Origin of the sequence: Thermophilibacter mediterraneus (assembly GCF_900119385.1) — a bacterium.
In the GTDB taxonomy this organism is placed as follows: Bacteria; Actinomycetota; Coriobacteriia; order Coriobacteriales; family Atopobiaceae; genus Thermophilibacter; species Thermophilibacter mediterraneus.
Map to the genome: position 1 here is coordinate 376,171 of NZ_FPKO01000009.1, position 17,918 is coordinate 394,088.

Here is a 17,918-nt window from a genome sequence, read left to right on the forward strand (position 1 = left end):
CAGAAGCTTCAACAAAGGGGTCCTCTCGTGAATCATCAGCAGTCCAAGCCCTTTTTGGCTACGACGGCGGGCGTTGTTCTCGCCTGCCTGGCAGCGTGCTTTCTGTGGGGGTCGGCCTTCCCCTGCGTGAAGATCGGCTACGAGCTCTTTGCCGTCGACGCAGCGGACGTGCCGTCCATCCTTGCCTTTGCCGGCACGCGCTTCGTGATCGCGGGCCTCATGGTGGTGGTCGGCATGAGCGTGGCGCGGCGGCGTGCCTTCGTGCCCGAGCGGCGCGACCTGCCGGCCATTGGGGTGCTGTCGCTCTTCCAGACGGTGCTGCAGTACGTGCTCTTCTACGTGGGCCTCGCCAACTGCGCGGGTGTCACGAGCTCCATCCTCGAGGCGAGCAACTCATTTCTCTGTGTGCTGCTGGCGGCGCTCGTCTTTCGCTTCGAGCGGCTCACGCCACGCAAGCTGCTCGGCTGCGCGGTCGGCTTCGCGGGCGTGGTGCTCGTGAACGTCGCGGGAGAGTCGGGCGGCCTCAGCTTCTCGCTCGCGGGCGAGGGCATGGTGCTCGCCTCGACGCTGGCCGCGGCAACCTCGAGCAACCTCGCCAAGCGCTTCTCCGCGAGCCACGACCCGGTGCTGCTCTCCGGCTGGCAGTTCGTGGTCGGCGGGGCCATCATGCTCGCCGTGGGCCTCGCGGCGGGCGGCCACGTGGCCCCGGCCGACGCCGCAAATCCGCTTCCCGCGCTCGCGCTTCTCGGCTACCTGGGCTTCATCTCCGCGGCGGCCTACTCCTTGTGGTCGCTCGCGCTTGCCGCAAATCCCGTCTCGCGCGTAGCGGTCTTCGGCTTCATGAACCCGGTCTTTGGCGTGCTGCTCTCCGCCGTCCTTCTCGGCGAGACGAGCGTGGTGAGCCCTGCGGTCGCCGTCGCCGCCCTCGTGCTCGTGAGCGCGGGTATCGTGGTGGTAAACCGGCCGGAGAGCGGGGCCGTGCAAAAGGGACAGTCACTTTTGCACGCCCTTTTTGCACACCGCACCCCCGTGCAAAAGTGACTGTCCCTTTTGCACGTTGCGCCCCCTGCTGCCGGTCGCCGACACGCGCCTCGTCCCCGGCCGGCCTCCCCTACGATGGTGTCATCCACGACGGAGGGGGTCATCATGAGACGTGCCGGCAGGCTTCTCGGACGCGCGGTCCTTCTCGCCCTGTGCGCCACCCTCGTGGGGTGCGCCCCCTCCTCGACGCTCAGCCTCACGGCGACGGAGCTCACCGCCGACCATGACTTTGTCGAGCGGGCCAGCGTCGACGCGGATGCCAACGCGCTCGCACCCTACGACTTCTCCCTCGAGCTCATGCGCCGGTGCTCGGGCGAGACGGCCGGAAGAAGCGTTCTAGTTTCGCCGCTCTCCGTCCTTTACGCGCTCGCGATGGCGGAAAGCGGCGCGACGGGGCAGACGCTTGCCCAGATGGAGCGGGCGACGGGCATGGGCGCCGACGAGCTCGTCGGCGCGCTCCAGGCATACCTTCAGATCTCGGGCTCGCAAGACAGCCCCGTGTCGCTTGCCAACTCGGTCTGGCTGCGCGACTCCGGTGACCTCAGCGTCGAGGCCAACTTCCTCGAGACGTGCGGAGGCAGGCTCGCGGCCCAGGTCTTCGCGGCACCCTTTGACGACTCCACCGTCACCGACGTCAACGCCTGGGTCGAGGACAGGACCCACGGGATGATTCCCAGCGTGCTCGGGCACCTTTCCGATCAGGCGCAGTTCCTACTAGTGAACGCGCTCGCCTTCGAGGGCGCATGGCTTAACCCCTTTAGCCGAGAGCTCGTCACACAAGAGACGTTCACCCTCGAGGACGGGACAGAGAGGGACGTGGAGATGATGCGCTCGCTCGAGGACACCTACCTCGAGGGCGAGCTCGCCACCGGCTTCTCGAAGCCCTACGAGGGAGGGACCTACCGGTTCGTGGGCCTGCTGCCCAACGAGGGCGTCACCGTGTCGGAGCTGTTGAACAACCTCGACGGGGAGACCCTGCGCGACCTGCTCGTGCCCGTTGAGAGCACCGATGTGGACGTGGGGCTGCCAAAGTTCTCCCTCAGCTATGACATCGAGCTCTCCGGCGCGCTCAGGTCGCTCGGCATGACGGACGCCTTTGACGCGAGCCGGGCCGACTTCTGCGCATGGGCACGTCTGACGCCGGGCCGCTCTTCGTCGGCGGGGTGATCCACAAGACGTTCGTTGAGGTCAGCGAGGAGGGCACGCGGGCAGCGGCGGCAACGGCCGTTGCCATGGACGGGGGCGCGGGCCCGACAGACGAGGAGGAGCCCGAGCTCCGCACGGTCATTCTCGACCGCCCCTTCGTCTACCTCATCATCGACGCGCGCACGGGAACGCCCATCTTCACCGGCACCCTCATGTCCATCGAATAACGCGATCGTGCAAAAGCGTGCAAAAGGGACAGTCACTTTTGCACGATCGGATTATTTTGGCCGACGGTGCGTGAGGTGCCACCCTCCGCAGTACGGGCACTCGTAGACGAAGATCTTCGGCGAGTCCTTGCGGCGCGAGCTCCTCTCCGCGGCCTTTGCCGCCTCCACGCGCGTCTCGTAGCGCCTCTTGCGCCCGCACGCCCTGAACTCCGCCGGGTCCTCACCCGGCCTCATCCGCACCTTCATCACACCTCCCCGCGCAAAAGCGTGCAAAAGGGACAGGCACTTTTGCACGCCCCCGCACGCCCCTCAGGATACGCCAAGATTGAGGGAACGTTTTTCCTGGTCCATGCATGTAACGGGCAGGGAGGTGATGGCGGACGGCCAGTCAGACCAAGGACCAAAGCGAGCGACGAGCACCTGCGCGCGTGGCTTCTGCACGTGGCGATAAACCGCTGCCGCAAACTCTACCGGATGCCCTGGCGCCGCCGCGTGGACGCGCTCGACGAGCGGGCGGAGCCGCCGTCGCCGGGCATGGGAACCGAGGACGTGACGCTCGCCGAGCTCCGGGCGAACCCCGTGTGGCAGGCGCTCTGCCAGCTACCGGAGAAGCTGCGCGAGGCGGCACTGCACGATATCGAGCGTCTGGCGCGCGCCGGGGTCATCCGGAACGCGCGCCATCAGAGCGCCTCCGCCCCCTCGGTCCTCTCGATAGAACGAATGGACGCCTGTGGCCGGACAATGATTCGACAGCAAAAAGGGCGGCCCGCCCGAAGGCAGACCGCCCGTGCAAAAGCGTGCAAAAGTGCCTGTCCCTTTTGCACCCTTGCGCCTAGAGGCGGGCGACTCCGGACTTGCGGGCGGCCTCGGCCACGGCCTCGGCCACGGCCGGCGCCACGCGCTCGTCAAAGGCGCCGGGGATGATGTACTCGGCGCAGCGCTTGTCGTCGTCCACCAGGCCCGCGATGGCGTAGGCGGCAGCCTCCATCATGTCGTCGTTGATGTCGGAGGCGCGCACGTCGAGGGCACCGCGGAAGATGCCCGGGAACGCGAGCACGTTGTTGATCTGGTTGGGGAAGTCGGAGCGGCCCGTGGCGGCCACGGCGGCACCGGCGGCCAGCGCCTCGTCCGGCATGATCTCCGGCACGGGGTTGGCGCAGGCGAAGACGATCGGGTCGGCGGCCATCGTGCGCACCATGTCCTGCGTGAGCACGCCCGGGGCGGACACGCCCACGAAGACGTCGGCGCCGCGCACGGCGTCGGCGAGGCTGCCCTTCACGCCCTCGCGGTTGGTCCACGTGGCGATCTCGGCCTTCTCGGGGTTGAGGCCCTCGCGGCCCTCGTAGATCGCGCCCGTACGGTCGCAGATGATGACGTCCTTCACGCCCATGCGCTGCATGAGCTTGGCGATGGAGATGCCCGCCGCGCCCGCGCCGGAGAAGACCACGCGCACGTCGGAGAGCTCACGCCCGGTGAGGCGGCACGCGTTGATGAGCGCAGCGCAGGTCACAACGGCCGTGCCGTGCTGGTCGTCGTGGAAGACGGGGATGTCGCAGACCTCCTTGAGGCGCCGCTCGATCTCGAAGCAGCGCGGCGCGGAGATGTCCTCGAGGTTGATGCCGCCAAAGCTGCCGGCGATGAGCTCGACGGTGCGCACGATCTCGTCAACGTCCTTGGAGCGCACGCACAGCGGGAACGCGTCCACATCGGCGAAGGTCTTGAACAGGGCGCACTTGCCCTCCATGACGGGCATGCCCGCCTCGGGGCCGATGTCGCCGAGGCCGAGCACGGCGGTGCCGTCCGTGACCACGGCCACGAGGTTGCCGCGGCGCGTGTAGGTGTAGGAGTCATCCACGTTCTCGGAGATCTTGAGGCACGGCTCGGCGACGCCGGGCGTGTAGGCCACGGCCAGCTCCTCGGGCGTGGTGATCGGTGCGCGGGTGACGACCTCGATCTTGCCCTGCCACTCGCGATGCTTGTCGAGCGCGTACTGCTTGGCGTCCTCGGCCATGGAAACTCCCATCTCACGGGGCCGGCCATCGCCGGCCAACTTGGCGATAAGAACCACGTGCAAGTGTACTCATTTTGCCGCGCCTCGGCAGGGCGAGAGGGACCGGGGCCGGCCCTCGCCCCTATGCGAGCGAGATCGCCCCGAGCCAGCCCCATCGGGGCTCCGACGCCACGCCGTAGGCGGAGAGCCACAGCTCGAGTGGAACGCGCCGCACGCGGCCGCCCGCGCAGTCCATGACCACGCCGTCACCCGCGTAGAGCCCCACGTGCCCGTGGACCCACCCGTCCGCGTCAAAGGGGTGTCGCGGGACCGCGACCACCATGCCCACGAGCAGCTCACCCATGTCGGTGAAATGGCAGTAGCCGTCATAGAGCTCGTTCGCATCGCCCGTGACGAGCCCCATCCCGAGGCTCGAGAAGGCGCGCTCGACCCACGCCGCGCACTGGCCCGCGCACGAGGGCGTCGTCGCGCAGGCGCACTCCACGAGCCGCCGCTGAGACCCCCCGGCGTCCATGAGCGCCTGAGGCTCGTGACCAGGCAACACGCCGCGCCATGCGGGGAAGCCATACGTGGTCGCAACCCCATCGGAGGCAAGCAGGCCGCGGGCGCCCAGTGCCGCCAGGAAGCTCTCGCGTGCCTCTCGCCCCATGCTCGCCCCCGTCCCGGACGCGCCCACGCGCCCCACGCCTCGACCACCTCAAAACTCTATCCCACCCGGCCGGCCTCGCGCGCTGGACGTATACTGAATCCTAGGGGAAACACAGGGGGAAGCATCCACACCTCAGCGAAAGGACCTCCATGAGCGAGAAGATCACACCCCAGGACACCTGCGTGCTCGTCACGGGCGGCGCCGGCTTCATCGGCAGCCACACCGTGGTCGAGCTGCTCACGCGCGGCTACCGGGTCGTCGTCGTGGACGACCTCTCCAACGCCTCCGCAAAGGTGATGGACCGCATCGCCACCATCGTGGGGGACGAGGCCGCGGGCAACCTCACCTTCCACGAGGCCGACGTCAACGACCGCAGCGCACTCTCCAAGATCTTCGACGCGCACCGCATCGACCGCGTGATTCACTTCGCGGGCTTCAAGGCCGTGGGCGAGTCCGTGAGCAAGCCCATCGAGTACTACGCCAACAACATCGGCAACACGCTCACTCTCGTCGACGTCATGCGCGAGCACGGCTGCACCTCCATCATCTTCTCGAGCTCGGCCACCGTCTACGGAGACCCCGACTCGCTGCCGCTCACCGAGGAGAGCCCCAAGAAGCCCGCGACCAACCCCTACGGCTGGACCAAGTGGATGATCGAGCAGATTCTGACCGACCTCCACACGGCCGACCCCGCCTGGAACGTCGTGCTGCTGCGCTACTTCAACCCCATCGGCGCGCACCCCTCGGGCCTCATGGGCGAGGACCCCAAGGGCATCCCGAACAACCTCGTGCCCTACGTCGCGCAGACCGCCATCGGCAAGCGCGACGCCGTGCACGTCTTCGGCAACGACTACGACACCCCCGACGGCACCGGCGTGCGCGACTACATCCACGTCTGCGACCTCGCCTCCGGGCACGCCGCCGCGCTCGCCTGGATGAACGGGCGCACCGGGGTCGAGGTCTTCAACCTCGGCACCGGCCGTGGCACCTCGGTCCTCGAGATCATCAACGCCTTCTCCAAGGCATGCGGCCACGAGGTCCCCTACGTCATCGAGGCGCGCCGTCCCGGCGACGTCACGGCAAACTATGCCGACTGCACCAAGGCGCGCGAGCTCATGGGCTGGGAGGCCCGCTACACGATCGAGGACATGTGCCGCGACTCCTGGAACTGGCAGTCCCACAACCCCAACGGCTACGAGGGATAGGCAAGCGAGAAGAACATGGCAGAGCTCTTCGTCGACTACCTCAGGCGCCGCCTCCCGCTCGTCGAGGCGGCACTCGCCGATGCGGCGGCACGCCCCCTCACCCAGGGGGCTCCCGCCGACGACCTCACCAGCTACCTCTACGCCCCCGTCGCGCGCTTCACCGCCTCGGGAGGCAAGCGCGTGAGACCGGTGCTCGCGCTGCTCGGGTCCGAGGCCGTGGGCGGGCGCGCCGAGGACGCGCTCTCGTGCGCCGTCGCCGTCGAGCTCTTCCAGAGCGCGGCGCTCATCCATGACGACATAGCCGACGAGGGCGAGCTGCGCCGCGGGGAGCCGTGCCTGCACCGCGTGGAGGGAACCGGCCTCGCCATCAACGCGGGTGACCTTGCCCTCGCGCAGGTCTTCGAGGTGGTCCTCGCCGACGAGGGGCTCTCACCCGAGCGTAAGGTCCGCGCGCTGAGCGAGATCGTCGCCATGGAGCGGCACACCCTCGAGGGCCAGGCGCTCGACCTCGGCTGGGTCCGCGACCGACGCTGGGACCTCTCGACCGAGGACTACCTCTACATGGTCCGCAGCAAGACCGCCTGGTACTCTGCCGCCGTCCCGCTCTTCGTGGGGGCGCTGGTGGGCGGGGGCAGCGAGCGCGCGGCCCGCGGGCTGCTCGAGCTCGGCCTCACGGCGGGCGTCGCCTTCCAGCTCCAGGACGACCTCCTCAACCTCGTCGGCGACGCCGCGGCGCAGGGCAAGGACTTCCGCTCCGACGTCACGGAGGGCAAGCGCACGCTCGCCGTGGTGTGGGCGCTCGAGCACCTGGGAGACGACGGGCGCGCCGAGCTCATAGCCCTTCTCGACGCCGGCGTCTCCGACGCCCCCAGACTCGAGCGAGCCGTGGAGCTCATCGAGCTCGGCGGCGGTATCGATCGCTGCAGGGCGCTCGCGCGCGAGCTTGCCGACGACGCCCGGGAGCGGGCCGACGCGCTCCTCGAGGCGGGGCTCGTCTCCGCCGAGGCTCGCGACCTGCTCGCCTCTATGGCAGACTTCTTCGTGGAGCGAGCGGGCTAGCCCCGTCCCACCCCGTACACATAAAGGAGAGGCAATGGAACCAATTCAGGAGGGCGCGGCAGGCGCGGCGGTCGAGGACATCCAGGAGCGGCTGCAGTTTCTCGGCTATGCGATCGACGCCGCGGAGACCGCCGGCGCGGCCTTCGGCCGGTCCACGGCAACGGCGGTCGCCCGCTTTCGCCTGGACCACGGCCTCTCCCTGGGCAGCGAGGTCGACGCGCTCACGTGGTCGACGCTCGTCGACGAGTGCTACCAGCTCGGTGACCGCACGCTCTACCTGCGACTGCCCAACTTCCACGGCAACGACGTGAGGCAGCTCCAGGAGCGCCTCAACATCCTCGGGTTCTCCTGTGGGGAGGTCGACGGCGTCTACGGCGTCCACACCGAGGCAGCCGTGAAGCTCTTCCAGGAGAGCATCGGGGTGCTCGCCGACGGCATGGCGTTCCCCGACACCTTTGACGCCATCGAGCGTCTCAAGCACGTCTGGGCGGGCAAGCCCGCCGACGGTCCGCACCCCATGGGGGGCATGGGCTTCGCCCGCGCCGCGAGCGTGCTCGAGCTCGCCCGCATCTCCATCACCGCCGACGACCCCATCTCTCGCAACATCGCCGGCCGCATCTGGAACCTCGCGCACGCCACCGTCGACGACTGCGCGCTCGACCTCGTCGACTCCCCCGCCGACGCCACCACCGGCACGCTCATCGTGCTCTCCACGATGCCGCAGCCGGAGAACTCCGCCTCGGGCATGGGAAGCGTCACCCTGGACGACTTCGACACGCTCCCGCTGCGCCTGCGCACCGCCATCGAGAGCTCGCACGCGACGCCGCGCGCCGCGCGCATCGAGGTCCCCGTGGGCACCGGCACCTTCACCATCGGGGACGCCCAGACCTACGCGGTGCTTCTGCTCGACACCATCTGCGCGGCGTTCGAGGGCCTCGAGCTGTAGCGCGCCCCGCCGCGGGGCGGCGACTTCCTGCTACAATCACACTCGACGGCACAGGGGTATCGTCCAATGGTTAGGACAGTGGTTTTTGGTGCCATCAATGTGGGTTCGAATCCTACTACCCCTGCCATCGCCGTCTCGCGCTATCATGGTTTTGTAAGGGACATCAGTTGCTTGGAGGACCATCCATGCCCATGACCGCGATCATCCTCGCCGCAGGCGAGGGAACGCGCATGAAGTCCCGTCACCCCAAGGTAATGCACAAGCTTCTCGACCGTCCGCTCGTCTCCTGGGTCACGCGCGCAGCGCGCCTCGCCGGAGCCGAGCGGATTGTTGTTGTCGTAGGCCACGGCGCCGACGAGGTGCGGGCTCATCTAGCAGGCGAGAAGGACGTCGAGTGCGTCGAGCAGACCGAGCGGCTGGGCACGGGCCACGCCGTTCGCGTGGCGCTCGAAGGGGCGCGCGTCAACAAGGGCGCGGTGCTCGTCCTGAACGGTGACGGCCCGCTCGTTGAGAGCGAGACCCTCCGTCGCCTGGCCAAGCCCGTCATCGACGACGGCGCCGCCGAGGCCATCCTCACCTGGACGCCCGCCGACCCCTTTGGCTACGGCCGGCTCGAGTTCAACGCCGAGGGCGACGTGACGCGCATCATCGAGCAGAAGGACTGCACGCCCGAGCAGGCCGCGAGCCTCACCGCATGCAACCCCGGCTTCTACGCCTTCGACGGCGCCAAGCTCGCAGCCCACATCGGCGAGCTCTCCACCGCCAACGTCCAGCACGAGTACTACGTCACGGACATGGTGGAGATCCTGCGCGGCCACGGCGAGCGCGTGGCCGCCGTGCGCACCGAGGACGCCGACGAGCTCCTCGGCGTGAACAGCCGCGCCCAGCTCGCCCAGCTCACGGCCATAGCACGCGACCGCATCAACGCGCGCCTCATGGACGAGGGCGTCACCATCGTCGACCCGGCGACCACCTGGGTCGGTCCGGACGTGACCGTGGGACGCGACACCGTTCTTCTCCCCATGACCATGCTCTGGGGGAGCACGACCGTGGGTGAGGAGTGCGTCCTCGGCCCCAACACCCGCCTCACCGACTGCGCCGTGGGCAATCGCGTCTCGCTCGAGGAGACCGTGGGCGTCGACGTGACCATCGACGACGACGTCACCTGCGGTCCGCGCGCCTACCTGCGCGGCGGCGCCCACGTGCTCGAGGGCGCCCACGTGGGGACCCACGTGGAGATCAAGAACTCCACCATCGGCCGCGGCTCCAAGGTGCCCCACCTCTCCTACATCGGAGACTGCACCATGGGCTCTGGGGTGAACATCGGCGGGGGCTCCATCACCTGCAACTACGACGGCGTGCACAAGAACCGGACCGTCATCGGCAACGACGTCTTCGTTGGCTCTGACACCATGATGGTCGCACCCGTCACCATCGGGGACGGCGCGCTCGTGGGCGCCAGCTCCTGCGTCACCAAGGACGTCCCTGCTGACGCGCTCTACCTCGAGCGCGCCGAGCAGCGCATCGTAGAGGGGTACGCCTCCCGGCGACTCGAGAGACTCAAGAGGAGTGAGGACTAGATGTACGAGAACCTGCGCGAGCCCATTGCCATCAAGAAGGAGATAAAGCTCTACTCCGGAACCGGCAACCCCGAGCTTTCCCAGAAGATCGCCGACATCCTGCACCTCGAGCTGCAGGGGCTGAGGATCGAGAAGTTCGCCAACGGTGAGATCTACGCCCGCTTCGACGAGTCCGTCCGCGGCGACGACGTCTTCTTCATCCAGTCGCTCTCGGGCATGAACGTCAACGACCTCCTCATGGAGACCCTCGTCGTCGCAGACGCCGCCAAGCGCGCCTCCGTCTCCAAGTTCACCGCCGTCCTGCCCCACTACTGCTACGCCCGCCAGGACCGCAAGGCCTCCGCGCGCGAGCCCATCACCGCCCGCCTCGTCGCCAACCTCCTCGAGGCCGCCGGCGTCGACCAGGTCATCACCGTCGACCTGCACCAGGGCCAGATCCAGGGCTTCTTCGACGTCCCCGTGACCCACCTCACCGCCCTCTACCTCATTGGCGACTACTTCAAGGAGAAGGACTTCGACTGGGACAACACCGTCGTGGTCTCCCCCGACATGGGTCGCGCCAAGGTCGCCAAGCGCCTCGCCGACTACCTCGGCTGCGAGGTCGCCATCGCCCACAAGAGCCGTCCCAAGCACAACGCGTCCGAGGTCATGGGCATCATCGGCGACATCAAGGGCAAGACCTGCATCGTCAACGACGACATGATCGACACCGCGGGCACCCTCTGCGGCTCCGTCCAGAAGCTCAAGGACATGGGCGCCGGCGACATCTACGTCTCCGCGACGCACGGCATCTTCTCCGGCGCCGCCATCCAGCGCCTGCAGGACGCTCCGCTCGTGGAGTGCGTCGTCACCGACATCATCCCCTGCGAGGCCGCCAACAAGCCCGGCTCCAAGATTAGGTCCATCTCGGTCGCCAACGAGCTCGCCGAGGCGATCAACAGCGTCTACATGCGCACCTCCGTCTCCGAGATCTTCGGTGGCCAGGGCGCCGAGATCTAGCCCGTGAGTCGGGGTCTGGCCCCGACTCGCAGAAGCGCGTGATGTCACGAGTGGGGCCGCCCTTGGGCGGCCCCGTCACTATGAGGAGCGCCATGCCCGCCCAGAAGCCCGCCAAGCCAGGCAACGTCAGAATCGTCTGCGGACTCGGGAACCCCGACGCCGAGTACGCCCGCACCCGTCACAACGCCGGGTTCGCCACCATAGACGCCCTCGCCGCGCGACGCGGCGTCCGCTACTGGAAGTCCGAGGCCGGGGCGCAGGTGGCCTCGATCACCGTGACCGGCGCGGATGGCGAGAAGCGCGAGGTGCTTCTCGCCAAGCCCATGAGCTACATGAACACCTCGGGCGGCCCGCTCTCGAAGCTCGCCCGCGCCCATCACGTGCGCCCGGAGGAGATTCTCGTGGTGCACGACGAGGTCGACCTGGCTGCCGGCGAGGTCAAGCTCAAGCTCGGCGGAGGCCTCAACGCGCACAACGGCCTGCGCTCCATCGCCGACAAGCTCGGCAGCCGAGACTTCGCACGCGTGCAGTTTGGCATCGGCCGCCCGCCCGGACGCATGCAGGTGGCTGACTACGTGCTTCGCGAGCTCAAGGGCACCTTCCTCGAGGACTTCGAGCTCACCGTCGAGCGCGCCGCCGACCTCGTGGAGAGCCTCCTGTAGCCAGGAAGGCTGCTTCAACCTATCCTTTTAGTAATTCAATAGCATTGCTACACAGTTTTTGACATATAGCTCGCGGTTCTCCGGCGCGGCGACCTGCGCTCGCCCGACGCCCCGCCGCCGCCGCCCGCCGCTCTTCTCGCCCGCTCGATACGGAACGCCCCCTCGCTCGGGTACAATGAGGGGTGTTGGAAAGGCCCTGCTCGGGGCCGCCAAACTAGAGGGAATGCAGGAGAGGAGTGCGGTTAATGTACAAGATCCTCGAAAAGACGCAGTTCTCGGAGAAGGTGTTCAAGTTCCGCATAGAGGCGCCCCGGATGGCCAAGCACGCTCACGCTGGCCAGTTCCTCATGGTGCGCGCCAACGAGACGGGCGAGCGCGTCCCGTTCACGCTTGCGGGCTGGAACGCCGAGGAGGGCTGGGTCGAGTTCATCTTCATGGTGATCGGCAAGACCACGGAGATGCTGTCCACCTATCAGGAGGGCGACTCCATCAAGGACGTCACCGGCCCGCTGGGCGTCCCCACCGAGATGGCCGACGGCCCCTGCGCCGTCATCGGCGGCGGCGTCGGCCTGGCCATCGCCTACCCGGTTGCCCGCCACCTGGTCGAGACCGGCCACGAGGTGCACGCCATCATGGGCGCGCGCACCAAGGACCTGCTGCTCCTCGAGGAGCAGTTCCGCGAGCTGCTGCCGGAGGACCACATCCACATCACGACCGATGACGGCTCCTATGGCGAGAAGGGCGTCGTCACCGCACCGCTCGAGCGCCTGCTGCAGGAGAAGGCCGTCAGCCAGGTCTTCTGCGTCGGCCCCGTGCCGATGATGAAGTTCTCCGCCCTCACGGCCGAGAAGTACGGCACGCCGATCACCGCCTCGCTGAACCCCATCATGGTCGACGGCACCGGCATGTGCGGCTGCTGCCGCGTCGAGGTCGACGGTCAGACCAAGTTCGCCTGCGTCGACGGCCCCGACTTCGATGCCACCAAGGTGGACTGGAACGACCTTCGCGCCCGTCAGGCGGCGTATCTCACCGAGGAGGGCCAGTCCCTCAAGGCCTATGAGGAGGCGAACTGCGCATGCCACAGGTAAACGGTCGCTTTGTTCCGGACATGAAGTCCCCGCGCACGCCGGACAACGAGGAGCCGGCAGCCGAGCGCGCACGTGACTTCCGCCCCGTCGACAAGGGCTTCACCAAGGAGATGGCGCTGGCGGAGGCCGAGCGCTGCATGGACTGCAAGAAGCCGTTCTGCGTCGAGGGCTGCCCCGTCAACATCAACATCCCCAAGTTCATCGAGAAGATCCGCGAGGAGAAGTTCGGCGAGGCGCTCGACGTCATCCGCGAGGACTCGATGCTGCCCGCCATCTGCGGCCGCGTCTGCCCGCAGGAGAACCAGTGCGAGGGCAAGTGCATCCGTGGCAAGAAGGGCGACCCCGTCGCCATCGGTCAGCTCGAGCGCTTCCTCGGCGACCAGCCCGAGCTCGCGTCCAAGCCCAAGATGGCCCCCAAGAACGGCAAGAAGGTCGCCGTCGTGGGCTCCGGCCCCTCCGGCATCACCTGCGCCGGCGAGCTCGCCCGCAACGGCTTTGACGTCACCGTCTTCGAGGCCTTCTTCACCGGCGGCGGCGTGCTCGTCTACGGCATCCCCGAGTTCCGTCTGCCCAAGGCGGTCGTGAAGCGCGAGATCGACGGCCTGGAGGAGATGGGCGTCAAGTTCGAGTACAACTCCGTCGTGGGCCGCATCACCGACGCCGACGAGCTCTTTGCCGAGGGCTTCGACGCCATCTACATCGCCACGGGCGCGGGCCTGCCCAAGTTCCTCAACGTTCCCGGCGAGAACCTGCCCAACGTCTTCTTCGCCAACGAGTACCTCACGCGCGTGAACCTCATGAAGGCGAACAGGTTCCCCGAGTACGATACGCCCACCAAGCACGGCAAGAACGTCGTGGTCTTTGGCGGCGGCAACGTGGCCATGGACGCCGTGCGCACCGCCAAGCGCCTGGGCGCCGAGCGCGCGATCATCGCCTACCGCCGCACCGAGGCCGAGATGCCCGCCCGCCGCGCCGAGCTTCACCACGCCAAGGCGGAGGGCGTCGAGGTCATGCCGCTCGTGGCGCCGCTCGAGTTCGTCAAGGGCGAGGACGGCTGCGTCTGCGCCGTTCGCGTGCAGAAGATGGAGCTCGGCGAGCCTGACGCCTCCGGTCGTCGCCGCCCCGTGCCCATCGAGGGCGCCATCGAGGAGATCCCCTGCGACGTGGCTATCTCCGCCATCGGCACCAACGCCAACCCGTTCGCCAAGATGATCGGCGACATCAAGCTCAACAAGTGGGGCTACATCATCGCCGACGAGGACGGCCGCACCTCCGACCCGCGCATCTGGGCCGGCGGCGACATCGTCACCGGCGCGGCCACGGTCATCCTGGCCATGGGCGCCGGCAAGACGGCCGCGGCAAGCATCACCAAGACGCTCGTCGGGTAAATCTGGCGAGAAGAGCCGTCTGACCGCACGGTCGGGCCCCGCCGACTTCCACGCAGGAGTGCGCTTCGCGAAACTTCTGCTTAGGAAGTCGGCGGGGCCTTTATCGTAGGCGACGTCTCGCCGAGCCCCCTCTAGAGACCTTCCCAACCAGGCTGCTCAAGGCGGCGCAGGTGGAAGAGGTAGTCCGCAAGCGCCACGGTCTTCTCGGCGAGGTCCCCCTCGCTGACGCCGCGCTCGACCACCCACTCGCTGAAGAGAAGGTTGCTCGTGGTCTCCATCCGCGCGGTCGTGAGCTCCGCAAGGGCATACGGCTCGAAGATTCCGATGCGCACGCACTCCCCCTCCACGAGATAGGGCGCGTTGCGATCCGTGGGCAGGATGCGATAGAAAGCAAACTCAAGCTCAGAACCATCGACTCCGAGGTTCTCCTCGATGCTGCGGCGCATGCTCCAGATGCTGGTCTGAGAGGCGCTCCCCAGGGGCGCGCTCCACGTCCGCGGAGATGACGTTCTTCTTGATGCGTCCTTCGCCCATGGGCACCTCCTCGCCGCTACTCCAGGGAGATGGTCACGTGGTCGCCGTCCGAGCTGGTGACATCGACGAGCGTGCCCTTCTCGCCGCGGCTGATGGCGCTGGCAAGGAGGTCGAGGTCGACGTTGGCATCGTTGAGGTTCAGATTGACGGTGCCCGGAACCTTGTTTTTGCCGCGCAGCACGAGCGAGGCAAGGCCAAGCGGGACATTGATGTTGACGTCGTCACCGTCGTCACCGTCATGGACCTGGATGTGGAGGGTGTGCGGTCGGCCGTCTCGAGACGGGCCGGGCGCGGGCACGGCGGACACGGGGGCGTATACGGGCTCGGGCTCAACGGGCGCGATGGAGCGCTCGATGGGCTGCACGCCCAGCAGCTGGTCGACGCTCACACCAAACGTGCGGGCAAGCGCGGGCAGCAGCGAGATGTCCGGCGCGCTGAGGTCGTTCTCCCACTTGCTCACAGCCTGGGGCGTCACACCCAGCTCGCCTGCCAGCCGCTCCTGCGTCATGCCGTGCTCGAGGCGCAGGCGCGCGATGCGACGTCCGAGGGTCTCGTTATTCTCGCTCATGGTCGGTCCTTTCCTTGGGGTCCTTCGTGATGGCATCACTGTGACGCCTCCCCCGGTTGAGTTCCACCAACCATTCTGATACCCCATTCTAGCTGCGGGAACAACCACCAGTTGAGCTCGTCGCCACAGTTTAGGAGAAGTGTGAACTCGGATCCCGCCGCGTCGGCCAAGCTACCGTTTTCGTCATGACCCTGACAATTGTGAGACAGGTCTGCAGGTCGGACACAAGCCAGTGCGCTCGCGGCAGCACGCCGGTCCCTATCCCAAGGTCGAGCGCACGCTGCCCGGCCTGAAACAAGTATACTCTATACTTGTCACCGTCTCGGGGAAGGAGACCTTATGCCGCAGCTCTCGCTCTATCTCGACGACGCAACCATGGACAAGCTGAGAAACGACGCCTCCCGCGAGGGGGTGTCCCTCTCGCGCCATGCCGCGCGGCTCATCCAGGTAGACGGCTCTTCTCGCTGGCCGCATGGCTTCTTTGACCTCTACGGCTCAGTCAGCGACTCAACGTTTGTGGAGCCCCCTGAACTTGACTGGACCCTTGACGCCTCGCGCCCGTCGATGTGATCGGAGACCCCATGTTCCATCTGGACACCTGCATCTGCATCGACTTTCTTCGAGGGAGACTTCCCCACACGCTGAACACCCTCAGGACAAGTGACCCAAGGTCCTTCGGCGTTCCCGCCGTCGTCGAAGCGGAGCTTCGCCTGGGCGCCCTCAAGAGTGCATCGCCCGAGAAGAACCTCAGGACGGTTGAGGCCTTCCTCCTGCCCTTCCAGACGGTTCCCTTTGACGTCTCCGCCGCGCGCGAGTATGCGGAAATTCGCTCAGAGCTCGAACGGGCGGGCAAGCTTATCGGGCCAAACGATCTGCTGATAGCGGCGACGGCACGTGCGCACGGCGCCGTCCTCGTAACCCACAACACCAAGGAGTTCTTGAGGGTCCCCCGCCTCCGCCTCGAAGACTGGGACGAGGTCCCCTTTTCCTAGCCCAGCCCCTCACACCGGAAGGTCCTTCACCGCCCGAACTAAACGAGAGGAGGCCCCGGGTTTCCTAAGCAGAGGTTTCGCGAAGCGCACCTCTGCGTGGAAACCCAGGGCCTCCCCGAGTCAGGTTAGTTCAGGCGTTGGGCCTAGTACATGCCACCCTGGCCGCCCTGGGCAGCCGCCGCGGAGATGGCCTCCTCGATGGTGGTGTTCTTGGGCTCGTCGGAGACGGTGGCCTCGGTGATGAGGATGAGCGACGCCACGGAGGCGGCGTTCTGCAGGGTCACGCGAGCGACCTTGACCGGGTCGAGCACGCCCATCTCGATCATGTCGCCGTACTCGCCGGTGGCGGAGTCAAGGCCCTGGCCGGCCGGCAGGCCCTTGATCTTCTCGGCCACGACGGAGCCCTCGAAGCCAGCGTTGTTGGCGATGGTCTTCACGGGCGCCTCGAGCGCCTTGCGAACGATCTCGACGCCGATCTTCTCGTCGGAGTCAACGGTCTCGACGCCGTCGAGCACCTTGGAGGCCTCGAGGAACGCCACGCCGCCGCCGGCGACGATGCCCTCCTCAACGGCCGCGCGGGTCGCCTGCAGGGCGTCCTCGATGCGGTGCTTGATCTCCTTGAGCTCGACCTCGGTGGCCGCGCCGACCTTGATGACGGCCACGCCGCCGGCCAGCTTGGCAAGGCGCTCCTGGAGCTTCTCCTTGTCGAAGTCGGAGGTGGTCACCTCGTACTCGGCCTTGATCTGGGCGATGCGCTCGTCAATGGCGTCCTTGGAGCCGGCGCCGCCCACGATGGTGGTGTCGTCCTTGGAGATCTTGACGGACTTGGCGCGGCCGAGCATCTCGGCGGTGACGTCGGTGAGCTGGACGCCGAGCTCCTTCATGGCGACCTGGCCGCCAGTCAGGATGGCGATGTCCTCGAGCATGCGCTTGCGACGGTCACCGTAGCCGGGGGCCTTGACGGCGCAGACGTTGAGGACGCCGCGGAGCTTGTTGAGGATCAGCGTGGCCAGGGCCTCGCCGTCCACGTCCTCGGCGATGATGAGCAGCGGGGCGCCCTGCTTCTGGACGGCCTCGAGGATCGGCAGGATGTCCTGGATGTTGGAGACCTTCTGGTCGGTCATGAGGATGTACGGGGAGTCGAGCTCGGCCGTCATCGTCTCGTTGTTGGTCGAGAAGTACGGGGAGATGTAGCCCTTGTCGAACTGCATGCCCTCGACGGTGTCGATGTCGATGCCGAAGGTCTGGGACTCCTCGACGGTGATGACGCCGTCCTTGCCCACGACCTCCATGGCGTCAGAGATCTTGGCGCCGATCTCGGGGTCGGAGGCGGAGATGGTGCCGACGGAGGCGATCTGCTGCTTGGTGGAGACCTCCTGCGCGTTGTTGCGCATCTCCTCCACGACAGCGTTCACGGCCTTGTCGACGCCGCGACGGATGGCGATGGGGTTGGCGCCGGCGGCGACGTTGCGAAGGCCCTCGTTGACGATGACCTGGGCGAGGAGCGTGGCGGTGGTGGTGCCGTCACCCACGGCGTCGTTGGTCTTGGTGGCGACCTCCTTCACGAGCTGGGCGCCCATGTTCTCGATGGGGTCCTTGAGCTCGATCTCCTTGGCCACGGAGACGCCGTCGTTGGTGATGGTGGGGGCGCCGTAGGAGCGCTGGAGCGCGACGTAGCGGCCCTTGGGGCCCATGGTCGTGGTCACGGCATCAGCGAGGGTGTTCACGCCCTTGGCGAGCTTGGCGCGAGCGTCGGTGCCAAAAAGAATGTCCTTAGCCATTTCTGCGTTTCCTTTCCGAAAGTGCAAAAGTGACAGTCACTT

At 67.3% G+C, this 17,918-nt stretch carries 19 protein-coding genes and 1 tRNA gene; 14 read left to right on the plus strand and 6 right to left on the minus strand.

Annotation, left to right across the window (positions count from 1 at the left end; genetic code table 11):
- Positions 1-27: 27 nt before the first annotated feature.
- From BQ7106_RS06565 to BQ7106_RS11360, 3 genes are all read left to right on the plus strand, one after another.
- Positions 28-1,041, plus strand: coding sequence for a DMT family transporter (locus BQ7106_RS06565; protein ID WP_072373265.1), 1,014 nt, complete (start codon positions 28-30; stop codon positions 1,039-1,041).
- Between the two features lie 105 nt (positions 1,042-1,146).
- Positions 1,147-2,208: a serpin family protein gene (locus BQ7106_RS06570; RefSeq protein ID WP_072373268.1), complete on the plus strand. Its 1,062-nt coding sequence runs from the start codon at positions 1,147-1,149 to the stop codon at positions 2,206-2,208.
- Positions 2,166-2,414, plus strand: a complete 249-nt coding sequence (locus BQ7106_RS11360) for a serpin family protein (RefSeq protein ID WP_072373271.1) — start codon at positions 2,166-2,168, stop codon at positions 2,412-2,414. The genes BQ7106_RS06570 and BQ7106_RS11360 overlap by 43 nt, the downstream gene beginning before the upstream one ends.
- Before the next feature lie 51 nt (positions 2,415-2,465).
- Here the strand turns inward: BQ7106_RS11360 and BQ7106_RS06580 are convergent, their stop codons facing one another.
- The 3 genes from BQ7106_RS06580 to BQ7106_RS06590 all read right to left on the minus strand — a co-directional run bounded on the left by BQ7106_RS06580 (position 2,466) and on the right by BQ7106_RS06590 (position 5,074).
- Entirely contained in the window at positions 2,466-2,660 is a 195-nt protein-coding gene (locus BQ7106_RS06580; RefSeq protein ID WP_072373274.1) for a hypothetical protein, read from the minus strand.
- A 586-nt stretch (positions 2,661-3,246) separates the two neighbouring features.
- Positions 3,247-4,425, minus strand: a complete 1,179-nt coding sequence (locus tag BQ7106_RS06585) for a malic enzyme-like NAD(P)-binding protein (protein ID WP_072373277.1) — start codon at positions 4,423-4,425, stop codon at positions 3,247-3,249.
- Positions 4,426-4,546: 121 nt separating this feature from the next.
- Positions 4,547-5,074: a hypothetical protein gene (locus BQ7106_RS06590; protein WP_129583814.1), complete on the minus strand. Its 528-nt coding sequence runs from the start codon at positions 5,072-5,074 to the stop codon at positions 4,547-4,549.
- A gap of 149 nt (positions 5,075-5,223) precedes the next feature.
- On the opposite strand from BQ7106_RS06590, the gene galE reads away from it, so the two are divergent.
- The 9 genes from galE (at position 5,224) to gltA (ending at position 14,001) form a co-directional block, all read left to right on the plus strand.
- Positions 5,224-6,279: a UDP-glucose 4-epimerase GalE gene (galE, locus tag BQ7106_RS06595; protein WP_072373283.1), complete on the plus strand. Its 1,056-nt coding sequence runs from the start codon at positions 5,224-5,226 to the stop codon at positions 6,277-6,279.
- A gap of 15 nt (positions 6,280-6,294) precedes the next feature.
- Positions 6,295-7,338, plus strand: a complete 1,044-nt coding sequence (locus BQ7106_RS06600) for a polyprenyl synthetase family protein (protein ID WP_072373286.1) — start codon at positions 6,295-6,297, stop codon at positions 7,336-7,338.
- A 34-nt stretch (positions 7,339-7,372) separates the two neighbouring features.
- Entirely contained in the window at positions 7,373-8,284 is a 912-nt protein-coding gene (locus BQ7106_RS06605; protein WP_072373289.1) for a peptidoglycan-binding domain-containing protein, read from the plus strand.
- Between the two features lie 52 nt (positions 8,285-8,336).
- Positions 8,337-8,411: transfer RNA gene (locus BQ7106_RS06610), tRNA-Gln, on the plus strand.
- A gap of 58 nt (positions 8,412-8,469) precedes the next feature.
- Positions 8,470-9,864, plus strand: a complete 1,395-nt coding sequence (gene glmU, locus BQ7106_RS06615; protein WP_072373292.1) for a bifunctional UDP-N-acetylglucosamine diphosphorylase/glucosamine-1-phosphate N-acetyltransferase GlmU — start codon at positions 8,470-8,472, stop codon at positions 9,862-9,864.
- Positions 9,865-10,863, plus strand: coding sequence for a ribose-phosphate diphosphokinase (locus BQ7106_RS06620; RefSeq protein ID WP_072373295.1), 999 nt, complete (start codon positions 9,865-9,867; stop codon positions 10,861-10,863).
- A gap of 92 nt (positions 10,864-10,955) precedes the next feature.
- Positions 10,956-11,525: an aminoacyl-tRNA hydrolase gene (gene pth, locus BQ7106_RS06625; RefSeq protein ID WP_240307451.1), complete on the plus strand. Its 570-nt coding sequence runs from the start codon at positions 10,956-10,958 to the stop codon at positions 11,523-11,525.
- Positions 11,526-11,770: 245 nt separating this feature from the next.
- Positions 11,771-12,613, plus strand: coding sequence for a sulfide/dihydroorotate dehydrogenase-like FAD/NAD-binding protein (locus tag BQ7106_RS06630; protein WP_072373299.1), 843 nt, complete (start codon positions 11,771-11,773; stop codon positions 12,611-12,613).
- Positions 12,601-14,001, plus strand: a complete 1,401-nt coding sequence (gene gltA / locus BQ7106_RS06635; protein ID WP_072373301.1) for an NADPH-dependent glutamate synthase — start codon at positions 12,601-12,603, stop codon at positions 13,999-14,001. The genes BQ7106_RS06630 and gltA overlap by 13 nt, the downstream gene beginning before the upstream one ends.
- A 131-nt stretch (positions 14,002-14,132) precedes the next feature.
- On the opposite strand, the gene BQ7106_RS06640 is transcribed toward gltA, so the two are convergent.
- Together BQ7106_RS06640 and BQ7106_RS06645 are read right to left on the minus strand one after the other, a co-directional pair.
- Positions 14,133-14,447, minus strand: a complete 315-nt coding sequence (locus tag BQ7106_RS06640; protein ID WP_072373303.1) for a hypothetical protein — start codon at positions 14,445-14,447, stop codon at positions 14,133-14,135.
- A gap of 104 nt (positions 14,448-14,551) precedes the next feature.
- Positions 14,552-15,103 carry a helix-turn-helix domain-containing protein gene (locus tag BQ7106_RS06645; protein ID WP_072373305.1) on the minus strand — a complete coding sequence of 184 codons (552 nt, stop codon included), beginning with the start codon at positions 15,101-15,103 and terminating at the stop codon, positions 14,552-14,554.
- 339 nt (positions 15,104-15,442) lie between these two features.
- Here BQ7106_RS06645 and BQ7106_RS06650 point away from each other — a divergent pair, with 339 nt between their 5' ends.
- Together BQ7106_RS06650 and BQ7106_RS06655 are read left to right on the plus strand one after the other, a co-directional pair.
- Complete coding sequence (locus BQ7106_RS06650) at positions 15,443-15,673, plus strand: antitoxin (RefSeq protein WP_072373307.1); 231 nt, start codon at positions 15,443-15,445, stop codon at positions 15,671-15,673.
- Between the two features lie 11 nt (positions 15,674-15,684).
- Positions 15,685-16,095 carry a type II toxin-antitoxin system VapC family toxin gene (locus tag BQ7106_RS06655; RefSeq protein ID WP_072373310.1) on the plus strand — a complete coding sequence of 137 codons (411 nt, stop codon included), beginning with the start codon at positions 15,685-15,687 and terminating at the stop codon, positions 16,093-16,095.
- Between the two features lie 143 nt (positions 16,096-16,238).
- Here BQ7106_RS06655 and groL read toward each other — a convergent pair whose 3' ends face one another.
- Entirely contained in the window at positions 16,239-17,876 is a 1,638-nt protein-coding gene (gene groL, locus BQ7106_RS06660; protein WP_072373313.1) for a chaperonin GroEL, read from the minus strand.
- Between the last annotated feature and the right edge of the window lie 42 nt (positions 17,877-17,918).